Source organism: Achromobacter sp. NCFB-sbj8-Ac1-l (genome assembly GCF_052695805.1).
The window spans coordinates 5,526,977-5,548,638 of the sequence record NZ_CP199812.1; the positions used below are offsets into that span (position 1 = coordinate 5,526,977).

Below are 21,662 nucleotides of genomic sequence, written 5' to 3' on the forward strand. Positions count from 1 at the left end.
AAGCGAAGAGGCACAAAAAAAGCCGCATGGCTGCGGCTTTCTTGGGAAGCTGCGCACTGCCGGGCATTCACGGAACGCCCGACACCGCCGAATCCGATCAGACGTTAAACAAGAAATTCATCACATCGCCATCCTGCACGATGTATTCCTTGCCTTCAGCCCGCATCTTGCCCGCTTCCTTGGCGCCCTGCTCGCCCTTGTAGGCGATGTAGTCTTCATACGCGATGGTCTGCGCACGAATGAAGCCGCGTTCGAAGTCGGTGTGAATCACGCCCGCGGCTTGCGGCGCGGTGGCGCCGATGGCGACGGTCCAGGCGCGCACTTCCTTCACGCCGGCGGTGAAGTAGGTTTGCAGGCCCAGCAGCTTGAAGGCGGCGCGGATCAGGCGGTTCAGGCCGGGTTCTTCCATGCCCATGTCGGACAGGAAGGCCTGGCGGTCGGCGTCGTCCAGGTCGACGATTTCCGATTCGATCGCGGCGCAAATGGCCACGACGGGCGCGTTGCGGGCGGCGGCGAATTCGGTCAGGCGGTCCAGCAGCGGGTTGTTGGTGAAGCCGTCGTCGGCCACGTTGCCCACGTACATCGCGCGCTTGGCGGTGATGAAGCACAGCTGGGCGATGTCGGCCTGCTCTTCGGGGGTCAGGTCCAGCGCACGAATGGGCTTGGCTTCGTTCAGCTGGGCCACGCACTTTTCCAGCACGGCCACGATGCGCTGCGATTCCTTGTCGCCGGAACGGGCGGTCTTCTGGTGGCGCAGCAGGGCCTTTTCGGCGGTCTGCAGGTCGGCCAGGGCCAGCTCGGTTTCGATGACTTCGATGTCGGCGATGGGGTCGACCTTGCCGGCCACGTGGATCACGTTGGGGTCTTCGAAGCAGCGCACCACGTTGACGATGGCGTCGGTTTCGCGGATGTGCGAGAGGAACTGGTTGCCCAGGCCTTCGCCCTTGCTGGCGCCGGCCACCAGGCCGGCGATGTCCACGAATTCGACCGTGGCGGACAGGATGCGCTCGGGCTTGACGATCTCGGCCAGCTTCTGCAGGCGCGGATCCGGCACCTCGACGACGCCCACGTTGGGCTCGATGGTGCAGAACGGGTAGTTCTCGGCGGCGATGCCGGCGCGGGTCAGAGCGTTGAAGAGTGTCGATTTGCCAACGTTGGGCAGGCCGACGATGCCGCATTGCAGAGCCATGGGAATCCTGTGTAAGTACGGTATTGAGCGTTAACGTTCTAGTTTACCCCGCCAGGGGTTACGGCAAGGCAGGCGCCCGGCCGGCGCGGGGCGGCGACCCATGAAGGTCCCGCAGGCGGCCTGGCCGGCGACTCGGCTTTGCTATTGCGCCGCGGCGGGCAGCCACCGCATCACCGCCCAGATCAGCAAAATGGGGCCAGCGTTGAAGGTGGCGTGCAGCGCGATCGCGGCGCCGATGCCGCGGCGTACGCGAATCCAGCCCAGCACCAGGCCGGTCAGCCACTGCGGCAGCACCAGCAGCGGCAGCAGCCAGTACGGGGTGTCCTTGAATACGAAGTTGGTCAGGTGCACGGCGGCGAATGTCAGCGCCACCAAGTGAAACACCCAGCCGAAGTGCTTCAGGTAATGCCGCCGCCAGGCGGTGTTCCAGCCTTTGAGCGGTTCGGCCTTGGGGCGCAGCGCCCAGCAGGCCAGCAGCACGAAAGCCGCCAGCAGCAGGCCGGTCCAGATGCGCGGGCCGTACAGCACCACGGGCAGCAGCGCCGGGCAGAACCACAGCGCCTGCCTGGGGCGGCGCAGGCCATAGCGAAACAGCATTTCCTCGACCAGGGGCGCCCAGATGATGGCGGTGAGCCAGGGAATGTTGGCCGGGTCCAGCCGATGCGTCACCCCGCCCGCCCCGGCCGCGGCGACCGCCAGCGGCCCCAGCACGAGCAGGTTGACCAGCCACAGCACGCTGGCCCAGGCGAGAATGCGCCCGGGGCCGACACCCGGCCACCAGTCCGACACCCAGCCGATCGCGGCGGTGCGCCCGGGCAGGCGCCGCAGGGGATGCGGCCGGCGCACGAAGCGCCAGAAATCCACCAACTCGGTGCGAAAGCGCGGTTTGCGGACGGACACGGCGCCGGGGCTGGGGTGCATCAGGCGTCGTTGCCGCTGTGCAACTGGCGCGTGGCCAGCGCGAAATCCCCGGCCAGCATGGCCGGCACCACGGCGCGGCAGCGGTCGATGACGGCTTCGATTTCCTTTTGCTCTTCGCGGCGCGGCGGATGCAGCACGAAGTCGGCCACCTGCTGCGCAAGATTCAGCGTGCGCGGATGGCCGATGCCGATGCGCAGGCGCCAGAAATTCGGGCTGCCCAGCGCGGCCTGGATGTCTTTCAGGCCGTTGTGGCCGGCGTGGCCGCCGCCCTGCTTGAGCTTGACTTGGCCCGGCATCAGGTCCAGTTCGTCGTGCAGCACCAGCACGTGCTCGGGCGTCAGCTTGTAGAAGCGCGCCAGCGCCCCGACCGCCTGACCAGACCGGTTCATGTAGGTGTTGGGCTTGAGCAGCAGCACGTTGTCGGCCCCCAGGCGGGCCTTGGCCACCATGCCGAAAAACGATTTCTCGAGCGCAAAAGAAGTGCGCAGGTCGTCCGCCAGGTGGTCGGCCAGCCAGAAGCCGGCGTTGTGCCGGGTGGTTTCGTAGTCGGGACCGGGGTTACCCAATCCCACGATGAGGCGTATGGGAGTAGACATGATGGGGGTGTTTAAACCAAAAAACCCTGCGCATGCAAATGCACACGCAGGGTTTCGGGCACAAAGCCGCAGGAAAGCCGAAGCTTTCCGGCAGGCCTCAGGCGGCGGGAGCAGCCGGAGCGGCGTCGTCGGCAGCGTCGTCAGCGGCAGCGCCGCCCTTGACGACTGCAGCGGCCAGCAGCGGGTTGTCTTCGCCACCGTGCGGGACGTAGGTCACGCCCATCGGCAGCTTGATGTCGGCCAGGTGGATCGAAGCGCCGGCCAGGATGTTGGTCAGGTCGACTTCGATGAACTGGGGCAGCGCTGCCGGCAGGCAGGTCACTTCCAGTTCGGTCGTCACGTGGCTGATGATGGCGCCCGACAGCTTCACGGCCGGCGAGATTTCAGCGTTGACGAAGTGCAGCGGCACCTTGGTGCGCAGGGCTTGGTTGGCGTCCACGCGCTGGAAGTCCACGTGCAGGACTTGCGGCTTGTAGGCGTGCCATTGAACCGAACGCAGCAGAACTTGTTCTTCCTTGGCGCCTTCGAGCTGCATTTGCAGGATCGATGCGTGGAATTCTTCCTTGCGCAGCGCGTGGTAGATCTCGTTGTGGTCGAGTTCGATGTTCAGAGGGGCAGCCGTACCACCATAGACAATGGCGGGAACGCGGCCCGCGCGGCGCAGGCGGCGGCTCGCACTCGAACCCTGGACGCTACGCGCAGTGGCGATGAATTTCATGGAAAACTCCAAAAACAAAAAATAGCGAAGAGGCTTCGCCGGTTAAAGCACGGCGCACAACAGGTGCGCCGTGTTGCTTGTGCCTTGCCGCGACCAGCAAGACACAAAAAAACGGGGGTGGGCTGCAGGCCCGACCGACGCCAGGCGTCAGTCGACGAACAGCGAGCTGACCGATTCGGCGTTCGAGATACGCAGGATGGTCTCGCCCAGCAGCGCGGCGCACGACAGCTGGCGGATCTTGCCGCTGGCCTGGCCTTGCTCGGAGAGCGGAATGGTGTCGGTGACGACCAGTTCGTCCAGTTCCGACGCTTCGATGCGGTCGATGGCGCCGCCCGACAGCACGGGGTGCGTGCAGTAGGCGTAGACGGCGCCGGCGCCGCGGTCTTTCAGGGCCTGGGCCGCCTTGCACAGCGTGCCGGCGGTGTCGACCATGTCGTCCATGATGATGCAGGTGCGGCCGTCGACTTCACCGATGATGTTCATCACTTCCGACACGTTGGCGCGCGGACGACGCTTGTCGATGATGGCCAGGTCGGCTTCCAGCTGCTTGGCCAGCGCACGGGCGCGAACCACGCCGCCGATGTCGGGAGACACCACGACCAGATTCGAGAAATTGCGGCGCCAGATGTCGCCCAGCAAGATCGGACCGGCGTAGATGTTGTCCACGGGAATGTCGAAGAAGCCCTGGATCTGGTCGGCGTGCAGGTCCATCGTCAGGACGCGGTCGACGCCAGCCACTTGCAGCATGTTGGCCACGACCTTGGCCGAGATGGCCACGCGCGCCGAACGCGGGCGGCGATCCTGGCGGGCATAGCCGAAATAGGGAATCGCGGCGGTGATGCGGCCGGCCGAAGCGCGGCGCAGGGCATCGACCATGACCATGATTTCCATCAGGTTGTCATTGGTAGGCGCACAGGTAGGCTGCAGGACGAAGACGTCCTTGCCACGCACGTTCTCGTTGATTTCGACCATCACCTCGCCGTCGGAGAAGCGACCGACGGTCATCTTGCCCAGGGACATATCGAGGTGGTTGACTACGTCCACGGCCAGCCGAGTGTTGGCCGTGCCCGTGAAGATCATGAAGCTATCGTTTGCCATGATGGATGATGCGATGGTCGTTTAAGACACTGACGAGGTGATGCGAGAACCTGCGGACCGGAAAATAAAAAAGCTGCTGAACCCGGGCCAGTGTCTTACAGGCGTGTTCAACAGCTTTTTTATGTATTCGGTTGGCTGGGGAGGAAGGATTCGAACCTTCGCATGCCGGAATCAAAATCCGGTGCCTTAACCAGCTTGGCGACTCCCCAACTATCTTGCAATCCAATTCCGCAACGGATGTTCAGTCAACCCAGGACAAGCCTGCACTAACCGGAACCGTGGATGCGTTGTGCTGTTTGTTTTAACAGCGCCGCGCATTGTAGCGGTAATTTCCGTTTTCGCCAAAACGGCCTCCGGAAGTTCGGAAAACTCGGCGTATAAACACGCGCCAGATCCCGACATGCGAACTGGGATTCCACGAGACTTCAGGGCATCCTGTTCACTCAGCCACCGCGATGCCCTGAAAACTTCAGGATAAAGACGGAAGACTACCGGCTCCAAGTCGTTTCTGCCGAAGCAGAAAGTAGGCGAAGCAAGAAAGTCCGCTATTGTGATGTAAGAAGAATCTCTTGTCAAATCGGGTGCGGAAAAAATTCCAACAGTCGGCACGCTCGCGTCCGGCTGGGCCACCAGATAGGCGCGCTCGGGCAGGTCCAGCGCGGTCAGTTTTTCACCCACGCCCTCGGCGAAAGCCGATTGGCCAAACACGAATACCGGCACGTCCGCGCCCAGCGGCAGGGCCAGGTCCATCAACTGGCGCCGGGTCAGGCCCGTGCCCCACAGCCGGTTCAACGCGATCAGCACGGTGGCCGCATCGCTGGACCCGCCGCCCAGCCCGCCCCCCTGCGGAATACGCTTTTCCAGCGCGATCTGGGCGCCCTGGCGCGTGCCGGTGGCCTGCTGCAAGGCGCGGGCGGCGCGCAGGGTCAGGTCGTCGGCCTCGGACACGCCGGGCAGGTCCGTGGCGCGGCTGATGACGCCATCGGCGCGCACCTCGAAATGCAGCGTGTCGCACAGGTCGATGAAACGGAACGCGGTCTGCAGCAGGTGGTAGCCGTCTGGGCGACGGCCCACCACGTGCAGGAACAGGTTCAGCTTGGCGGGCGCGGGAACGTCGTAGAGAGTCACGGCGGATCGGAAAAAGGGAAGCAGGCGCCGATTTTAACGACCCGCGCGCGACCGGACGTGGCCAAGGATCAGACGATCTGCGGCGCGGCCCGGCCGGCCAGGCGTTCGGCGGGCGCCTCGATGACCTGCCCTTCCGGCAACTTGAAGACGGCCACGGCGCTGGCCAACTGGCGTGCCTGCTCTTCCAGTGCGCCTGCGGCGGCAGCGGCCTGCTCGACCAAGGCGGCGTTCTGCTGCGTCACGCCATCCATCTGCGTGACCGCGCGATTGACCTGGTCGATGCCGCTGGCCTGCTCTTCCGAGGCCGCGGAAATCTCGCCCATCAGGCTGGTCACGCGCTGCACGGAATCGACGATCTCGCGCATGGTGGCGCCAGCGGTTTCCACCTGCGCCGAACCGACGCCGACTTTCTGCGCCGAATCTTCGATGAGCTGCTTGATTTCCTTGGCGGCGGCGGCGCTGCGCTGGGCCAGCGTGCGCACTTCGCTGGCGACCACGGCAAAGCCCTTGCCTTGCTCGCCGGCACGCGCGGCTTCCACCGCGGCGTTCAGCGCCAGGATGTTGGTCTGGAACGCGATGCCGTCGATCACGCCCACGATGTCGGAAATGCGCGTCGAGCTGCCCGAGATGGCGCGCATGGTTTCCACCACGCTGGACACGGCATCGCCGCCGCGCTGCGCCACCGCGGCCGACGCCGCGACCATGAGGTTGGCCTCGCGCGCGGTGTCGGCGTTCTGCTTCACCGTGGACGCCAATTCTTCCATGCTGGCGGCGGTTTCCTCGAGCGAGGCCGCCTGCTCTTCGGTGCGGCTGGACAGGTCGGTGTTGCCCGACGAGATCTCGCGCGCGCCGACGTTGATTTCATCCACGCCACGGCGCACGGTGGACACCGTGCGCACCAGGCTGTCCTGCATGGCACGCAACGCGTTCAACAACGCACCGATTTCGTTGCGGCCACGATCGGCCACGCGGCGCGTCAGGTCGCCTTCGGCGATACGGCGGAAGACCTCGCCGGCTTCCAGCAGCGGGCGCACGATCATGCGGCGGATCAGCACGTGCGCGCCGATGGCCATCGCCAGCCCCAGGGCCAGGATGCCGCCCAGCAGGTAGGTGAACACGCTGTGGAACAGCGAGATCTCGTCCATGACGCCCTGCCCGGTTTCCTCGGCACGGCGCATGAAGGCGTCGCGCTCGGACACCAGCAGTTCCTGCACCTGCTGCGTGCCCTGCTTGAAATAGGCATCCATGTCGCCCGCCTCGAGCACCTTGCCCACGTTCTGCAAGTTGGCGCTGAGGTTGCCGTAGGCTTCGATCAGGTCCTTGGAGGCGGTTCGCTCGTCGGCCGACAGGCCGCCCGAGAAGCCCTGGAACGCACGATCACCCGCGGCGATGCGCTGGCGCGCCAGTCGCAGCGCGGTGGTGTCGCTGGAATTGCCCTGGGCCACCCGGGTGGCGTAGCGGCTCAGGTCGGTACGGGCCGCCACCAGCGACAGCGCCGCCGAATTGACGGCGTTGACCTGCTGCGAAGAAAGGCGATAGAGCTGGCCGACGTCCTGATTGGTCTGGCGCAGGGCGATGAAGCCCATGCCGCCGACAAGCAGCTGGAAAATGAAAAAGACCGCGATGACCCCCAAAAGCATCGTCGCGATTCGTGTGTTCCTGAACATAGCCATTCTCCAAAAAATCGGCGGCGCGATCCGCGGCCGCCGGTCTTGCAAGCCGCGCAGGCTGGTCGCGCGCGCGGGTCTCGGGAGAATTATTCAGGCTAAACAAGATATTTCAAGCCGTAACACAACGGATTTTGCCGCGTTTATTTGCCCGATTGAAAAATGACGGACGTGTTAACGCCGATGGCCGGGGCGCCCCGGGATTGAAACAAGGGGCGCAGCGGCCATCGGGCCAGGCAAATCAGGGAAAGATCAGGGCTGGTTGACGACCAGCCGCACCATGATGCGGCGACCGGGTTCTTGCCGTTCCAGGACCAGCATGCGCGGTCCCAGGGTGTCGTAGCGTGACAGGTTGGCCCGCCAGCCGCCCTGCTCGAAGGCCACGGGGCGGCCGAGTTCGTCGTTGGAAACGTCGGTGGCTTCGGGATGACCCGGCAGCTTGCCGCGCAGCCAATCGCGCAGGCCGGAAACCGGCATGCTGCTGCCCAGGGCGTCTTCGGCCAGGGCGTCGGGATTGTCGGCCACCAGGCGGGTGCCGTCGGCCTTGGTCAGGCTGGCGGCGCCGGGCTGGCCCTCGACGCGGGCTTCGGTCGACCCCAATGGGTTGGTCAGGTCAAGCACGTAACGACGGCCGTCGTCCGACCAGGAAAACCCACCCTGCACGGCATTTTGCTTGCCGCCTTCTTCGTTGACCGTGATGGCAAACCGCCCGATGCGGGAAAACGCGTCGGCGGACGTGCCTTCGATGGGCTTGGGCGTGGTGGTGCAGGCCGCCAGCACGAAGGCCAGCAGGGCCAGCAGCGCCCAGCGCAACGCGGCCGCGCCGTCGTACAAGCGGCGTACCCCTGCCGTCACAGGCTGACCCCGAGGCGCTTGACGACGTCGAGCACAGTCTTGTTCTTGGGGTCTTTCAGCAGGGCGGCGCGCAGCAGGTCGGTGGCCTGGTCGCGCTTGCCTTGGGCCCACAGGACCTCGGCCAGGTGGGCGGCGATATCGGCCTCGGGGCGCACACTGTAGGCGCGGCGCAGGTAGTCGGCCGCCGCGATCTGGTCGCCCATGCGGAATTTGACCCAGCCCATGCTGTCCAGGATGAACGGATCGTTGGGCGAGAGTTCCAGCGCCTGGGTGATGAGGTCCAGCGCTTCGGGCAGGCGCTGGTTGTGGTCGGCCAGCGTGTAGCCCAGCGCGTTGTAGGCGTGGGCGTGGTCCGGATCCAGCGCAATGACCTGGCGCAGCATGCGCTCCAGGTCGGCCAGACGGTCCTGGCGCTCGTACAGCATGGCCAGTTCGTATTTGATTTCGACGGTGTCGGGCAGGGCCTGGTCAGCGGCTTCCAGCGTGGACACGGCCTGGCCGATGCGGTCGGCATCGCGCAGGATCTGGGCCTTGGTCAAAATGCCGAGCGTGCGCTCTTCCTCATCTTGAGGCGAGGCGGTATCGACCATCTTGATGGCGTCGTCGACCCGGCCGGACTTGGCTCGCAGGACGGCCTGGCGCATGCTGGCCGAGAACCGCAGCGACGGGTCGTCGATGCGGCCGAGTTCGGCGATGGCTTCGTCGTACTGGCCCTGGTCTTCGGCGATGCGCGACAACAGCACGTGGGCGTCGGCCGCGGCGGCGCCCGCGTCGGTGGCACCCGGCACGATGGCGCGCTGGCGCTGGTTCTGGACATCCAGGTACTGCTGCAGGAAGGCCTTGGCCTGCGGCAACTGGCCGGCCTTGTAGGCCAGTTGGGCCTGCATGAAGAGCAGATCGAAGTCTTCGGGCGAACGGCGCGACATGGCCTGCAATTCGGCAAGGGCGCCGGCGTAATCGCCGGCATCGGCCATTTGGCCGGCCAGCATCAGGCGCACCTTGCGGGCATTGGGATTGCGGCTGATATAGGCGCGGGCGTCGGCCTGGGCACGCTGGGGATCGACCTTGGCGCCGTATTCGAGCACGCGTTGGGCGGCCGCTTCGGACTTGGGGTCGGCGGCCAGCGCGGCGCGGGCTTCCTGGGAAGCGCGCTGGTTGTCGCCGGACGCGGACGCCACGTCGGCCAGCGCCAGATGCGCAGCGGGCAGCTTGCGCACGCTATCGCTGAGGGATTCGTCGAGAATGCGCAGCGCCAGGCGGCGGTCGTTCAGGCGGCTGAGCACGGCCAGGGCCTGGCCGATGGCAGCCGGCTTGTCGCGCGAGGCATCGATGCGATTGCGCAGCGCCTGCGACAGCCCCTTGGTCTGGCCATTGGCCGCGGCCAGCGCCAGTTCGGTGGAGCTGGCTTCGAGGTCGTTGGGCGACAGGCGGGCCCAGACACGGGCCGCGTCCAGCGCGCCCGGCAGGTTGCCGCCGGCCAGCTGGAATTCCAGGCCGCGGCGCGCCAGGCGGGGATCGCCGGTATCGCGAGCCAGGCCGACCATGGTGTTGGCGGCGGTGCCGTACATGCCGCGCTGGGCGGCGATTTCGGACGCCAGGACGCGATAGAAGATGTCGGCCGTGAGCGACACATAGGGCAATTGCCCCGGGCGCAGGCGGATGACCTCGGTTTCAGGTTGACGGCTCTGGGGCGCCATGCGCGGGCCGGTCGCATCGCGCGTCCGGCTGTCGGCGGCCTGGGCCTGAGGGGCCAGGATGGCGGCCAACGCGAGCGCCAGCGTGGCAAACCCGATATTCATTTGTTTGAAAGACGACTTCACGCGGCCCGTCCGGTTGATGGCACAATCTTCGTACACGCAATTGATGATCTTACACTGGCTCATGCCGGAACTGCCTGAAGTCGAAACCACGCGTCGGGGAATAGACGCCGTCATCACCGGCCGGACCCTCTCGCGGCTGGTCGTCCATGAATCCCGGATGCGCTGGCCCATCCCCGCCGATCTGCCCGACCTGCTGGGCGGCCGGACCGTGCTGGAATGCGGCCGCCGGGGCAAATACCTGCTGCTGCGCTTTGACCACGGCACCCAGATCGTGCACCTGGGCATGTCCGGCTCGCTGCGGAGCACGGCGCCGGGTGAGTTCCTGCGCAAGCACGACCACGTCGAATGGATCTTCGACCAGGCGGTCCTGCGCCTGCACGATCCCCGCCGGTTCGGCGCGGTGCTGTGGCACCCCGACGCCGACGGCCCCATCGAAAACCACCCGCTGCTGGCCAAGCTGGGCATCGAACCCTTCGACCCGCGCTTTGACGGCGCCTGGCTGCACCGGCACTTCAAGCGGCACGGCGCGGCGGTCAAGCAGGTGCTGCTTGCTGGCATGGCGGTCGTGGGCGTGGGCAATATCTACGCCTCTGAAAGCCTGTTCCGGGCCCGCATCAATCCCAAGACCCCGGCCAATAAATTGTCGGCCGCCCGCTGCGACCGCCTGGCGGACATGGTGCGCGCCACCCTGGCCGACGCCCTGACCTCGGGCGGCAGCACGCTGCGCGACTACGTCGGCGCCAGCGGCGAACCGGGCGCCTACTTCGAGATCCACGCCGCGGTCTACGAACGCGAAGGCCAGCCCTGCAAGGTGTGCGGCACCCCGATCCGTCGCATCGTCCAGGGCCAGCGCGCGACCTATTACTGCCCGAAGTGCCAGAAAACCTAGCGCCTCTGGCCTGGCCCGCGGCCAGGCCAGACGTGCAGGCTGGCGGTCAGAGCCGCCCCCGACCCGAAAGTTCCCCCTGACGATTCCCCCTGCGGGCCGCCATGCGGCCCGGTTTGCCGTGGGCGCTCGGGCCTGCCACCCTGGTGTAATCCCTGAAAAAACCAGACCATTAGTCAATAGCAAACGTATTGCATAAGCACTAACGCCACGCTATATTCCTTCCACACACCCTATTCCTATAAAAGTGGAAGGAGCCAGTCATGAGCAAGCAATTCGCCTCGCACGCCGACCTGTCCGACAAGGTCGTCTCGTTTGAAAAACTGTCCGACAACGCCTATGCCTACACGGCCGAAGGCGACCCGAACACGGGCGTGATCATCGGCGACGAGGCGGTCATGGTGGTCGACACCCAGGCCACGCCGGTCATGGCGCAGGACGTCATCCGCCGCATCCGCGAAGTCACCGACAAGCCCATCAAGTACATCCTGCTGTCGCACTACCACGCCGTGCGCGTGTTCGGCGCGTCGGCCTACGACGCCCAGGAAATCCTGGCCAGCCGCGACACCTACGACCTCATCGCCGAACGCGGCGAGCAGGACAAGGCCAGCGAAATCGGCCGTTTCCCGCGCCTGTTCCGCAATGCCGAATCGATTCCGCCCGGCCTGGTCTGGCCCACGATGACCTTCAAGGGCGAAATGACCGTCAACCTGGGCAACCTGGAAGTCAAGCTGCTGCAGGTGGGCCGCGGCCACACCAAGGGCGACACCGTTGCCTGGCTGCCCGAACAAAAGATCCTGTTCGCGGGCGACCTGGTCGAATACCAGTCCACGCCCTACTGCGGCGACGCCTACTTCCGCGATTGGCCCAGCACACTGGACGCGCTGTCGGGCTTTGAAGCCGAAAAGATGGTGCCCGGCCGTGGCCCGGCCCTGAAGAACGCCACCGAAGTGCGCCAGGGCCTGGCCGGCACCCGCGCATTCCTGACCGACCTGTACGGCGCCGTGAACCGCGGCGTGGCCGAAGGCAAGGACTTGAAGACGATCTACCGCGAGGTCTACGACTTCATGAAGCCGCGCTACAGCGACTGGGTCATCTTCGACCACTGCATGCCGTTTGACGTGTCGCGCGCCTACGACGAAGCCACCGGCCACGTCCATCCGCGCATCTGGACCGACAAGCGCGACCTGGAAATGTGGGCCCAGCTCGAGGGCTGATCACGAATCGGGGCGGGTGGCGGGCCGGCATGACTGGCCGCCCTCGCCCCCGACACGCCAAGCAGGAACCGGCTGCGCCCGCCCTCCGCCCCCCCCTCGGCGCGGGCAGCGAGGCGCAGCCGAGCATAAAAACAAAATGACCCACACAGGAGACAACCGTGGGAGACATCGACTTTCAGGCGATGGAGTTCGCCTATGAGAAACACGCCGACCAGGCGGCCGCGGCACGCGCGCGCCACCCGGTGGTGGTGGTGGGCGCCGGGCCGGTCGGCCTGACCACGGCGCTGGACCTGGCCAGCCAGGGCGTGCGCGTGGTGGTGCTGGACGACGACTACCGCCTGTCCACCGGCTCACGCGCCATCTGCTTTTCCAAGCGCACGCTCGAAATCTGGGACCGCCTGGGCGTCGGCCAGCGCATGGCCGACAAGGGCGTCTCGTGGAACGTCGGCAAGGTGTTCTTCCGCGACCAGGAGGTCTGGCGCTTCGACCTCCTGCCCGAACCCGGCCACCGCCGTCCCGCCTTCATCAACCTGCAGCAGTACTACGCCGAAGGCTACCTGTACGAACAGGCACGCCAACAGCCCAATATCGATCTGCGCTGGAAGAACAAGGTCGTCGGCGTGGAACACACGGACGCCGGCGTGACGCTGTCGATCGACACGCCCGAAGGCCCCTATACCTTGCAGGCCGACTGGCTGGTGGCGTGCGACGGAGCGCGTTCGCCGGTGCGCAAGCTGATCGGCCAGGAAAGCCATGGCCGCATCTTCCGCGACCGCTTCCTGATCGCCGACGTCAAGATGAAGGCGGACTTTCCCGCCGAGCGCTGGTTCTGGTTCGACCCGCCCTTTCACCCCAACCAATCGGTGCTGCTGCACATGCAGCCCGACAACGTCTGGCGCATCGACTTCCAGCTGGGCTGGAACGCCGACCCCGTCGAAGCCGTCAAGCCCGAGAACGTGCTGCCGCGCATCCGCGCCCTGCTCGGGCCGGACGCGCAGTTCGAACTGGAATGGGTCAGCGTCTACACCTTTGCCTGTGAACGCATGGACACGTTCCGCCATGGCCGCGTGCTGTTCGCGGGCGACTCGGCCCACCGCGTCTCGCCGTTCGGCGCGCGCGGCGCCAACAGCGGCGTGCAGGATGCCGAGAACCTGGCCTGGAAGCTGAAACTGGTGCTGGCCGGCCAGGCGCCCGAATCGCTGGTGGACAGCTACGCCACCGAACGCGAGCACGCCGCCGACGAGAACATCCTGAACTCATCGCGCGCCACCGATTTCATCACCCCCAAGAGCGACATCAGCCGCAGCTTCCGCAATGCCGTGCTGAACCTGGCGCGCAACCATCCGTTCGCGCGTTCACTGGTGAACAGCGGCCGGCTGTCCTTGCCGGCCACCTACACCGATTCGCCGCTGAACACACCCGACACCGACGCCTTTGCCGGCCGCATGCGTCCCGGCGCCGTGGCGCTGGACGCTCCCGTCAGCGGCCCCGGCGGCGTCGACTGGTGGCTGGCGCGGCTGAACGGCAGCTTCACGCTGGCGCTGTTCTGCGGCGACCAGTCGCCCTCGCCCGACACACTGCAGGCCTTGCAGGCGCTGCGCCTGGCGGCCGTGCCGGTCACGCCGGTGCTGGTAGCGAACGCCCAATGCGATACCTCGGCCTGGCCCGCCGACCTGGCCTACGTGGTCGACAGCGAAGGCCTGCTGGCCCAGCGCTACGACGCCCGCCCAGGCACCGCCTACCTGATCCGCCCCGACCAGCACATCACTGCGCGCTGGCGCGCGTTCCAGCCCGACGCCGTGGCCTCGGCCATCCATCGCGCCACCGGCCGCGCCTGAATCCGAAGGACTCCCCATGCTGATCACCGAGAACAACCTGGCCGCGCCGGACGACTTCTACGAAGCGCTGATCGACGCGCACCGCGACCTGAGCAACGAGCAGAGCCAGGAAATGAATGCCGCGCTGATCCTGCTGCTGGCCAATCACCTGGGCGACATGGCCGTGCTGCGCGAGGCCCTGGCCCATGCGCGCGCCTCGGTCACGCCGCAGACGAACCCACCGCAAACGCATTGACGATCAAGGCGCGCAGCCATTGGTTGCCGCCATCGCGGTCGTAGCGGCGCTGCCAGTACATATTGGTCTGCAGCGCCGGCACCTTCACCGGCGGCGTCATGATGCGCAGGCCAAAGGGCGGCGCCGCGCTGGCGGCCAGCTTTTCAGGCACGGTTGCCAGCAGGTCGGTGGCGCTGACGATGTACGGCACGGCCGAGAAATGCGGCACACTGAAATGCTCGGCCAGCACCAGGCCGGCCCGCTCCATGGACTGGTTCACTTGCCCATAGGGCGCGGCGCGCGACACGATCAGGTGGCGTTCGGCGCGAAACGCCTTCAGCCCCATGCCGGCATGGGCGGTGGGATGCGCCTGGCGAAACAGGGTGGCGTAGCCCTGCCGGAACAGCATGCGCTGCAACGTGCCCGCGCCCATCTCGTCGAATGCGCCGATGGCCAGGTCGACGCGTCCCGCCTCCATTTCGCGCGGCAGGTCGGGCCCCTGCACCCGCACCGAATCAATCCGCACCTGCGGCGCCACCTGCACGCACACTTCCATCAGGCGCGGCATGAAGTGAATCTCGCCCACGTCGGTCATGGCCACGCGGAAACGCCGCGTGCTGGTGGCTGCGTCAAAGGCATCCTGGTCCTGCAGCGCCTGCGTCAGCATCGCCAGCGCCTCGCTGACCGGCCCGGCCAGGCGCTGCGCCCGCGGGGTGGGCAGCATGCCCTGGGCGGTGCGCACGAACAGTTCGTCGCCAAAGGCCAGGCGCAGCCGCCGCAGGGCATTGCTGACGGCAGGTTGCGACAAGTCCAGCCGCCGCGCCACGGCGGACAGGTTGCGGTCTTCCAGCAGGTGCTGGAACAGGATCAACAGATTCAGGTCGACGTCGCGCAGCTCGGCCATGCGCCCCCCTACTATTCACAAAATTTATAGTCGCTATTTTTGCATTCCCGTAGCCATAGTGGGGCTTTTTTCCGACAATGGCGCATCGGCCCGGGACAAGCGCTGCCAGAGGCCCCAGAACCAAGACCGCGCGGCCACGCACCGCGCGCCACCCAGGAGGATTCCATGGAACTGCAATACCAGACCGGCTTCGGCAACGACTGTGCCACCGAAGCCCTGCCCGGCGCGCTGCCGCTGGGCCGCAATTCGCCGCAGCAATGCCCCTACGGCCTGTATGCCGAGCAGTTGTCCGGCACCGCGTTCACGGCGCCGCGCAGCGAGAACCGCCGCTCGTGGCTGTATCGCATCCGCCCGGGCGCCCAGCACAAACCGTTTGAACCGTTCGGCGGCGCCGCAGGGTGGCAAAGCACGTTCGGCGAAGGCCCGGTCACACCCAACCAGCTGCGCTGGAGCCCGCTGCCCATCCCCACCGCCCCCACCGATTTCCTGGAAGGCGTGAAGACCTGGGGTGGCAATGGCGGCCCCGACGAGCAGGGCGGCGTCGGCATCCATCTGTACGCCGCCAATCGCAGCATGAAGGGCCGCTACTTCTACAACGCCGACGGCGAGCTGCTGCTGGTTCCGCAGCAAGGCCGCCTGCGCCTGGCCACCGAGCTGGGCCTGATCGATCTGGAACCGCTGGAAATCGCCGTGATCCCGCGCGGCGTCCGCTTTGCCGTGCAACTGCTGGACGACACGGCGCGCGGCTACATGCTGGAGAACTTCGGCGCCGCGCTGCGCCTGCCGGAACTGGGCCCGATCGGCTCGAACTGCCTGGCCAATGCGCGCGATTTCAAGACGCCGGTGGCCTGGTACGAAGACGTGGAAGGCGATTTCGAACTGATCGCCAAGTTCACGGGCGGCTTCTGGCGCGCCCCCATCGGCCATTCGCCGCTGGACGTGGTGGCCTGGCACGGCACGCACGCACCGTACAAGTACGACCTGCGCCACTTCAACACGATCGGCTCGATCAGCTTCGACCATCCGGACCCGTCGATCTTCACGGTGCTGACGGCGCCGTCCGACACCCCGGGCACGGCAAACATGGACTTCGCGATCTTCCCGCCGCGCATCCTGGCGATGGAAAACACGTTCCGTCCGCCCTGGTTCCATCGCAACGTGGCCAGCGAATTCATGGGCCTGATCCAGGGCGTGTACGACGCAAAGGCCGAAGGGTTCGCCCCGGGTGGCGCCAGCCTGCACAATTGCATGAGCGGCCACGGCCCGGATGCCGAGACGTTTGAAAAGGCGTCGCGCGCCGACACCAGCACGGCGCACTACATCCGCGACACGATGGCGTTCATGTTCGAGACGCGCCGCGTGATCCGCCCGACCGCGCAGGCATTGGCGTCGGTAGAATTGCAGGGCGACTATTACCGGTGCTGGCAGGACATCAAGAAGCACTTCGATCCCGGCAAGGCGTGACCGGACAGACCGATTCCACGCCCGCCCACGGCGATGCGCGCAAGCGCATCGCCGTTTGGCTTTGGATTTTTCCGGCGCCTGCCGGCCCCTTACAAACACACTGAACGAGACACGCACACCATGACCACGACGATCAACGAAACCCACGACCCGTCCCTCAAGAGCTGGGTGGCCAGCGCGAATACGGGCACGTCCGATTTCCCGGTGCAGAACCTGCCGTACGCCGCGTTCCGCCGCAAGGGCTCGCAAGAGGCCTACCGCCCTGGCGTGGCGATTGGCGACCAGATCGTGGACCTGGCCGCCCTGGCCGCCAAACAACCGTTCGAAGGCGCCGCCGCCGAGGCGCTGGCCGCCTGCCAGGGCGACAGCCTGAATGCACTGATGGCGCTGGGCCATGCCCACTGGAGCGCCCTGCGCCTGGCGCTGTCGCGCGCGCTACGCGAAGGCGCGGCGCTGCGGGCCGATGTGGAGCCGCTGCTGGTGGCGCAGGCGGAGGCGGAATACACGACGCCGGCCCGCATCGGCGACTACACGGACTTCTATATTTCGGTGCACCACGCGACGTCGGTGGGCAAGCAGTTCCGCCCGGACAATCCGCTGCTGCCGAACTACAAGTGGGTGCCGATCGGCTACCACGGCCGCGCCTCGAGCATCGGGGTGGACCAGAAGTTCCCGCGCCCAGTGGGCCAGACGCGTCCGGCAAACGAAGGCGAAAACCCGCAGTTCGGCCCGTGCGCGCGCCTGGACTATGAGCTGGAACTGGGCATTTTCGTGGGCACGGGCAACGCGCAGGGCGAACGCATCACGCTGGCGGACGCGGACGCGCACGTGTTCGGCCTGTGCATCCTGAACGACTGGTCGGCACGCGATATCCAGGCCTGGGAATACCAGCCGCTGGGCCCGTTCCTGTCGAAGAATTTCGCCTCGACGATCTCGCCGTGGATCGTGACGATGGAAGCGCTGGAACCGTTCCGCACGCAATGGAACCGCGGCCCGTCGGAACCCCAGCCGATGCCCTACCTGGCCTCGGACGCGAACCGCGCGAAGGGCGCCTACGATGTGCAGATGGAAGTGCTGCTGACGACGGACAAGTCGCGCGCCGAAAAACTGCCCCCGGCCAAACTCTCGCGCAGCAATTTCCGCGACGCCTACTGGAACATCGCCCAACTGATCACGCACCACACGGTCAACGGCTGCAACCTGCAACCGGGCGACATGCTGGGTACGGGGACGCTATCGGGTCCGCAAGCGGCGGAAGCAGGTTCGCTGCTGGAACTGAGCAATGGCGGGAAGACGGCATTCGATCTGCCTTGGGGGGAGAAGCGGACGTTCCTGCAAGATGGGGATCAGGTGATCATGCGGGCTGAGTGTGTGAAGGCTGGGTATCCTCGGATTGGCTTTGGTGAGGCTTCCGGGACTGTGTTGCCGGCTCGGGTTTAAGTTATTTGGATCGTGCGGTTGTCGCTTCGTAGGTCGCCCGGCGCGGGGGTGTCTCGGTTCGTTGCGCTGCTGGACCTGTGGTCAGGGAATGGAATCTGCAGGGTCGCCAAGCCGCGGCCGCGCGGGCGGCCACGTTTGGCATTGCGTTGCTGGAAAGTGTTGCGACGGCGCTCCGCGCTGTTGGAGATTGGTTTTCTAGTGGCTCGTCACGTTGGGGGTGGGGCGGTGATGGGCGGCGCGGCAGGGTCCTGCTTGCGCATGCTGACTATCTCGCGCGCCGCCCATCGGGCGCTGCACATTCATGTCGAACGCCACGGCATCCGCGCCGCTACAGGCCAACAGCATTGCCGATGCCACCTGCATCGCACACACACAAGAGCGACATCGTCACGCCACCAACCCCGCCACCCACACGCGAGAGCGTCATCAGCGCACGCAAGACGCCGCGTAAGCTTCGTAAGGCCGCCCGCGCGGCCGGCACGAAGCGGGCAACGCCCCACCCCGCCCACCCCACTCCAACGGGGATAAATATGCCAAGCACACCACCCGCCCCAGCGCCCGAGGCTAATCTTCAACGTGAGCGCTTGGCGGTGTCGGTGTGGGGTGGGCGGGGCGTTAGATGCGCCCGAGGGAATCCGTAGGGAAGGCCGAAGGCCTGGACGAGGATGACGACGGGGCAGTCCGGAGCGAAGGCTCCGGACCGCAATCGTAGCCCCGCCCACCCCACACCGACACCGCCAAGCGCGGCTCAAGAACTCAACAGGCTCAAGAGCCCAACTCAAGGCAACCGATACTTCTCTTCCCGATAGACCCAACTCCCCCACAATCCATGCGCCAAAGCTTCTTTCACAAGCGCATCGTCTGCCGGCTCAACAGGTTCGTAGATCTCATCACGCCCCACCGGCGCCGCCTCATACCGATATTCTTTTGGTGCCTTCGACGGTTCCAGAACCAGCAGCTTGTCGCCGCGTAGATAGCCGAAATTGTCTGCGTACTGCATCAGCGCCCGATTCGGATCTCGTTGCGTCAGATCTGCGCCCAGCATCGGGTTCACGTTGTCCAGGCCGATCAGGGACAGCAGTGTCGGCGCCATGTCGATCTGGCTCACGATGCGCTCGTCCTGGCGGGGGGTGATGCCGGCGCCCAGGATCAGCGCGGGGATCTGGAAATGGCGCACCGGGACCGGGATCGAGCCGTAGACGCGGGAGTCGTGGTCGGCGATGACCAGGAATACGGTGTTGTTCCAGTACGGGGCCTGGCGGGCCTTGTCGAAGAATTGGCCCAGCGCCCAGTCGGCATAGCGCACCGTGTTGTCCACGCTGGCCGGGTCGCCCACCGGCTGGATGCGGCCGGCGGGGTACTCCCAGGGGGAGTGGTTGCTGACCGAGAACGCCAGGGTGAAGACCGGCTTGTCGCCGTCTTCGCGCAGCAGGCGGTCGACCTGGTTGAACATGTCTTCGTCGGACGCGCCCCACGAACCTTCGAATACCGGGTTCACGAACTTCGGACGGTCGACGATTTCATTGAAGCCGTTGCCCAGGAAGAACGCGCGCATGTTGTCGAAATGCGATTCGCCGCCGTAGACGAAACGCGAGTGGTAGCCGTGCTTGCCCAGCACCTGTGCCAGCGTGAAAAAGCCGGTCTGCGAGCGCGGCAATTTCACCACGGCGTCGGCCACGCTGGGCAGGAAGCCTGCGGTCACGGCCTCGATGCCGCGCACCGAACGGGTGCCGGTGGCGTAGGCGCGGTGGAACATCCAGCCGTCCTTGGCCAGGCGGTCGATGTTGGGCGTCAGGTCCTTGCCGCCCAGGCTGCCGACGTATTGGGCGCCCAGGCTTTCCTGCAGGATGATCACCACGTTCAGCGGCTTGTCGCGACGCACGGTGGCTTTCTGCTCGTGCAGGCTGGGATAGCGCGGGTCCAGCGGCGGGCCGGACAGGCCGGCTTTTTCTCGCACGATGGCGTTCATCTCGTCCACCGGCATCTTGGGATACATCGCGGCCGACGAGCGTTCGTCGCGCATGCGGTAGGCGGCGTCGAACACGCTATACAGCGAGTTCAGCGCCAGCGAATTGACCATGGCGTCGGAACTGAATGCCACCTTGGCCGGATTGATGGGGCGGTGTTCCAGCGTGCCGCGGGCCCCCAGCACGACCAGGGCCAGGATGACCAGCGTCGCCACCGGCCGCTTCCACCATGCCATGAACGGGTCGCGCACGCGCACCGGGAACAGCTTGATCGCCAGCCAGGCCGCCAGGATCAGCACGATGGCGGCGGCGAGCAGCACGCCCTTGTAGCCTTGCCACAGCATCGAGCCGACTTCTTTAGGATTGAGCAGGTAGATGAAGTACAGGCGGTTGGGCCGCGTGTCGTATTCGGCGATGAATTGCGGCGTGGACACTTCCAGCAGCACGTACAGCATCCACCAGAGGCGGAACCACCAGGCCGTGACGCGGGCGCCCCAGGCGCGGTGGCCGAACCACGGCGAGAACACCGCGGGCAGCGCGATCACCATCGACAGCAGGCAGACGTCGATGCGCAGGCCCCCGAACAGCACGGGCCACAAGCCGCCTGCGGCTTCGACGCGGTCCCACATCCACAGCGCCAGGCCCAGCCGGCTGAGGGTCAGCAGGATCAGGACCGACAGGATGAACCGGAGTGTCAGGCGGCGCATGCGACGGCCCTCCCCTGGCGGCTGCCAAGCCCTAGTGTTGATGCGTCGCTACGATGACCGAGCCAAACCATGCCGTGCCGTCCGGTGAATGAAACGGCCACAAGATTAACGCGGTTTCATGGCCCCGACGGCGGCGAGTCGCGAAGGCAGGACGACGAACAGAAGCATACAAACGTTGTATGACGTCGTATTTCAATTGCGCCGGCATCGCGCCCGGGCGGGTTGATGGCCGTATCGTCCGCTGCGGCGGCCCCAACGCGGGGTGCGCCGCCGCGGCGGCGCCCTGGCCCTTATTGCACCTTGCGCAAGCGCTCGCGGCTGTTGCTCAAATGGGTGCGCATCGCGGCGCGGGCGCCTTCGGCGTCCTGGCGGACGATGGCGCTGTAGATGTCTTCATGCTCCAGGTTGACCCGGGCCAGATAGGCGGGGCGGTCTTCGTGGGCGAACTTGGCCGAATTGATGCGGGTACGGGGAATGATGGCCGAACCCAGGTGCGACATCAGGTCGGCGAAATAGCGGTTGTCGGTGGCCTGGGATACCAGCAGGTGGAACTGGAAATCGGGGGTGATGGTGTCGCCGCCGCTATCCAGCGCGCTCTTGAAGGCGTCCAGCGCGCGGCGCATGTCGGCCAACTGGGCCTCGCTGCGGCGGATCGCGGCCAGGCCCGCGGCCTCGCTTTCCAGGCAGATGCGCAGTTCCAGCAGCACCAGCACGTCGCGCACGGTGGCGATATCGGCCGGGTCCACGCGGAAATCGCCGCCGCCGCTGGGCTCCAGCGCGTAGGTACCCACGCCATGGTGGGTTTCGACCAGGCCTGAAGCCTGCAGCCGCGACAGGGCTTCGCGCACGACAGTACGGCTGACGCCGAACTGCCGCATGATTTCGGACTCCGTGGGCAGCTTGTCGCCCGGGCGGATCTCGCCGCTCCGGATGCGTTCGGAGATGCTCTCGACCAGGCCCTGGGCCAGGTTGCGGGGACGACGCTGCGGCAAGACGGGGGTATCGACAGGAGCGTTCATCAGGGATTATCCGA

19 protein-coding genes and 1 tRNA gene are annotated in these 21,662 nt (G+C 66.1%); 7 read left to right on the forward strand and 13 right to left on the reverse strand.

Annotated elements, in window-relative coordinates; genetic code table 11:
- Positions 1–97 precede the first annotated feature (97 nt).
- The 8 genes from ychF to ACUDP5_RS25435 form a co-directional block, all read right to left on the reverse strand.
- Positions 98–1,189 carry a redox-regulated ATPase YchF gene (ychF, locus tag ACUDP5_RS25400; RefSeq protein ID WP_263909687.1) on the reverse strand — a complete coding sequence of 364 codons (1,092 nt, stop codon included), beginning with the start codon at positions 1,187–1,189 and terminating at the stop codon, positions 98–100.
- Positions 1,190–1,330: 141 nt separating this feature from the next.
- Positions 1,331–2,110, reverse strand: coding sequence for a CPBP family glutamic-type intramembrane protease (locus ACUDP5_RS25405; protein WP_263909685.1), 780 nt, complete (start codon positions 2,108–2,110; stop codon positions 1,331–1,333).
- The gene (gene pth / locus ACUDP5_RS25410) at positions 2,110–2,706 is read right to left on the reverse strand and encodes an aminoacyl-tRNA hydrolase (protein WP_263909683.1); all 597 of its coding nucleotides are present in this window, start codon (positions 2,704–2,706) and stop codon (positions 2,110–2,112) included. The genes ACUDP5_RS25405 and pth overlap by 1 nt, the downstream gene beginning before the upstream one ends.
- Positions 2,707–2,803: 97 nt before the next feature.
- Entirely contained in the window at positions 2,804–3,424 is a 621-nt protein-coding gene (locus ACUDP5_RS25415) for a 50S ribosomal protein L25/general stress protein Ctc (protein ID WP_263909681.1), read from the reverse strand.
- 147 nt (positions 3,425–3,571) lie between these two features.
- On the reverse strand, positions 3,572–4,522 hold the full coding sequence (locus ACUDP5_RS25420; protein WP_006227587.1) for a ribose-phosphate pyrophosphokinase: 951 nt from the start codon (positions 4,520–4,522) through the stop codon (positions 3,572–3,574).
- Between the two features lie 132 nt (positions 4,523–4,654).
- Positions 4,655–4,731, reverse strand: a tRNA-Gln gene (locus tag ACUDP5_RS25425).
- Position 4,732: 1 nt separating this feature from the next.
- Positions 4,733–5,650, reverse strand: coding sequence for a 4-(cytidine 5'-diphospho)-2-C-methyl-D-erythritol kinase (gene ispE / locus ACUDP5_RS25430; RefSeq protein WP_263909679.1), 918 nt, complete (start codon positions 5,648–5,650; stop codon positions 4,733–4,735).
- Between the two features lie 68 nt (positions 5,651–5,718).
- On the reverse strand, positions 5,719–7,317 hold the full coding sequence (locus ACUDP5_RS25435) for a methyl-accepting chemotaxis protein (RefSeq protein ID WP_445657515.1): 1,599 nt from the start codon (positions 7,315–7,317) through the stop codon (positions 5,719–5,721).
- Between ACUDP5_RS25435 and ACUDP5_RS25440 the strand changes: the two genes are divergently transcribed.
- A complete protein-coding gene (locus ACUDP5_RS25440) occupies positions 7,259–7,483 on the forward strand; it encodes a hypothetical protein (protein WP_445659232.1) in 225 nt (74 codons plus the stop codon). The genes ACUDP5_RS25435 and ACUDP5_RS25440 overlap by 59 nt on opposite strands.
- An 86-nt stretch (positions 7,484–7,569) precedes the next feature.
- Here the strand turns inward: ACUDP5_RS25440 and lolB are convergent, their stop codons facing one another.
- Together lolB and ACUDP5_RS25450 are read right to left on the reverse strand one after the other, a co-directional pair.
- The gene (gene lolB / locus ACUDP5_RS25445) at positions 7,570–8,172 is read right to left on the reverse strand and encodes a lipoprotein insertase outer membrane protein LolB (RefSeq protein ID WP_445657516.1); all 603 of its coding nucleotides are present in this window, start codon (positions 8,170–8,172) and stop codon (positions 7,570–7,572) included.
- A complete protein-coding gene (locus ACUDP5_RS25450) occupies positions 8,169–10,055 on the reverse strand; it encodes a tetratricopeptide repeat protein (protein WP_263909674.1) in 1,887 nt (628 codons plus the stop codon). The genes lolB and ACUDP5_RS25450 overlap by 4 nt, the downstream gene beginning before the upstream one ends.
- On the opposite strand from ACUDP5_RS25450, the gene mutM reads away from it, so the two are divergent.
- From mutM to ACUDP5_RS25470, 4 genes are all read left to right on the forward strand, one after another.
- Positions 10,054–10,881, forward strand: coding sequence for a bifunctional DNA-formamidopyrimidine glycosylase/DNA-(apurinic or apyrimidinic site) lyase (gene mutM / locus ACUDP5_RS25455; RefSeq protein WP_263909672.1), 828 nt, complete (start codon positions 10,054–10,056; stop codon positions 10,879–10,881). The genes ACUDP5_RS25450 and mutM overlap by 2 nt on opposite strands.
- 260 nt (positions 10,882–11,141) lie before the next feature.
- On the forward strand, positions 11,142–12,095 hold the full coding sequence (locus tag ACUDP5_RS25460; RefSeq protein ID WP_445657517.1) for an MBL fold metallo-hydrolase: 954 nt from the start codon (positions 11,142–11,144) through the stop codon (positions 12,093–12,095).
- 158 nt (positions 12,096–12,253) lie between these two features.
- Positions 12,254–13,933, forward strand: a complete 1,680-nt coding sequence (locus tag ACUDP5_RS25465) for an FAD-dependent oxidoreductase (protein ID WP_445657518.1) — start codon at positions 12,254–12,256, stop codon at positions 13,931–13,933.
- Positions 13,934–13,949: 16 nt separating this feature from the next.
- Complete coding sequence (locus ACUDP5_RS25470) at positions 13,950–14,168, forward strand: DUF2783 domain-containing protein (RefSeq protein ID WP_445657519.1); 219 nt, start codon at positions 13,950–13,952, stop codon at positions 14,166–14,168.
- On the opposite strand, the gene ACUDP5_RS25475 is transcribed toward ACUDP5_RS25470, so the two are convergent.
- Complete coding sequence (locus ACUDP5_RS25475; protein WP_445657520.1) at positions 14,134–15,051, reverse strand: LysR family transcriptional regulator; 918 nt, start codon at positions 15,049–15,051, stop codon at positions 14,134–14,136. The genes ACUDP5_RS25470 and ACUDP5_RS25475 overlap by 35 nt on opposite strands.
- Before the next feature lie 165 nt (positions 15,052–15,216).
- Between ACUDP5_RS25475 and hmgA the strand changes: the two genes are divergently transcribed.
- Both hmgA and fahA read left to right on the forward strand, forming a co-directional pair.
- Positions 15,217–16,515, forward strand: a complete 1,299-nt coding sequence (gene hmgA, locus ACUDP5_RS25480; RefSeq protein WP_445657521.1) for a homogentisate 1,2-dioxygenase — start codon at positions 15,217–15,219, stop codon at positions 16,513–16,515.
- Positions 16,516–16,635: 120 nt separating this feature from the next.
- Positions 16,636–17,955 (forward strand): fumarylacetoacetase, encoded by a 1,320-nt coding sequence (fahA, locus tag ACUDP5_RS25485; RefSeq protein WP_445657522.1) that lies wholly within the window; start codon positions 16,636–16,638, stop codon positions 17,953–17,955.
- A gap of 778 nt (positions 17,956–18,733) precedes the next feature.
- Here the strand turns inward: fahA and ACUDP5_RS25490 are convergent.
- Both ACUDP5_RS25490 and ACUDP5_RS25495 read right to left on the reverse strand, forming a co-directional pair.
- Entirely contained in the window at positions 18,734–20,629 is a 1,896-nt protein-coding gene (locus tag ACUDP5_RS25490) for an LTA synthase family protein (protein ID WP_445657523.1), read from the reverse strand.
- Positions 20,630–20,919: 290 nt separating this feature from the next.
- A complete protein-coding gene (locus ACUDP5_RS25495) occupies positions 20,920–21,648 on the reverse strand; it encodes a FadR family transcriptional regulator (RefSeq protein WP_263909654.1) in 729 nt (242 codons plus the stop codon).
- Between the last annotated feature and the right edge of the window lie 14 nt (positions 21,649–21,662).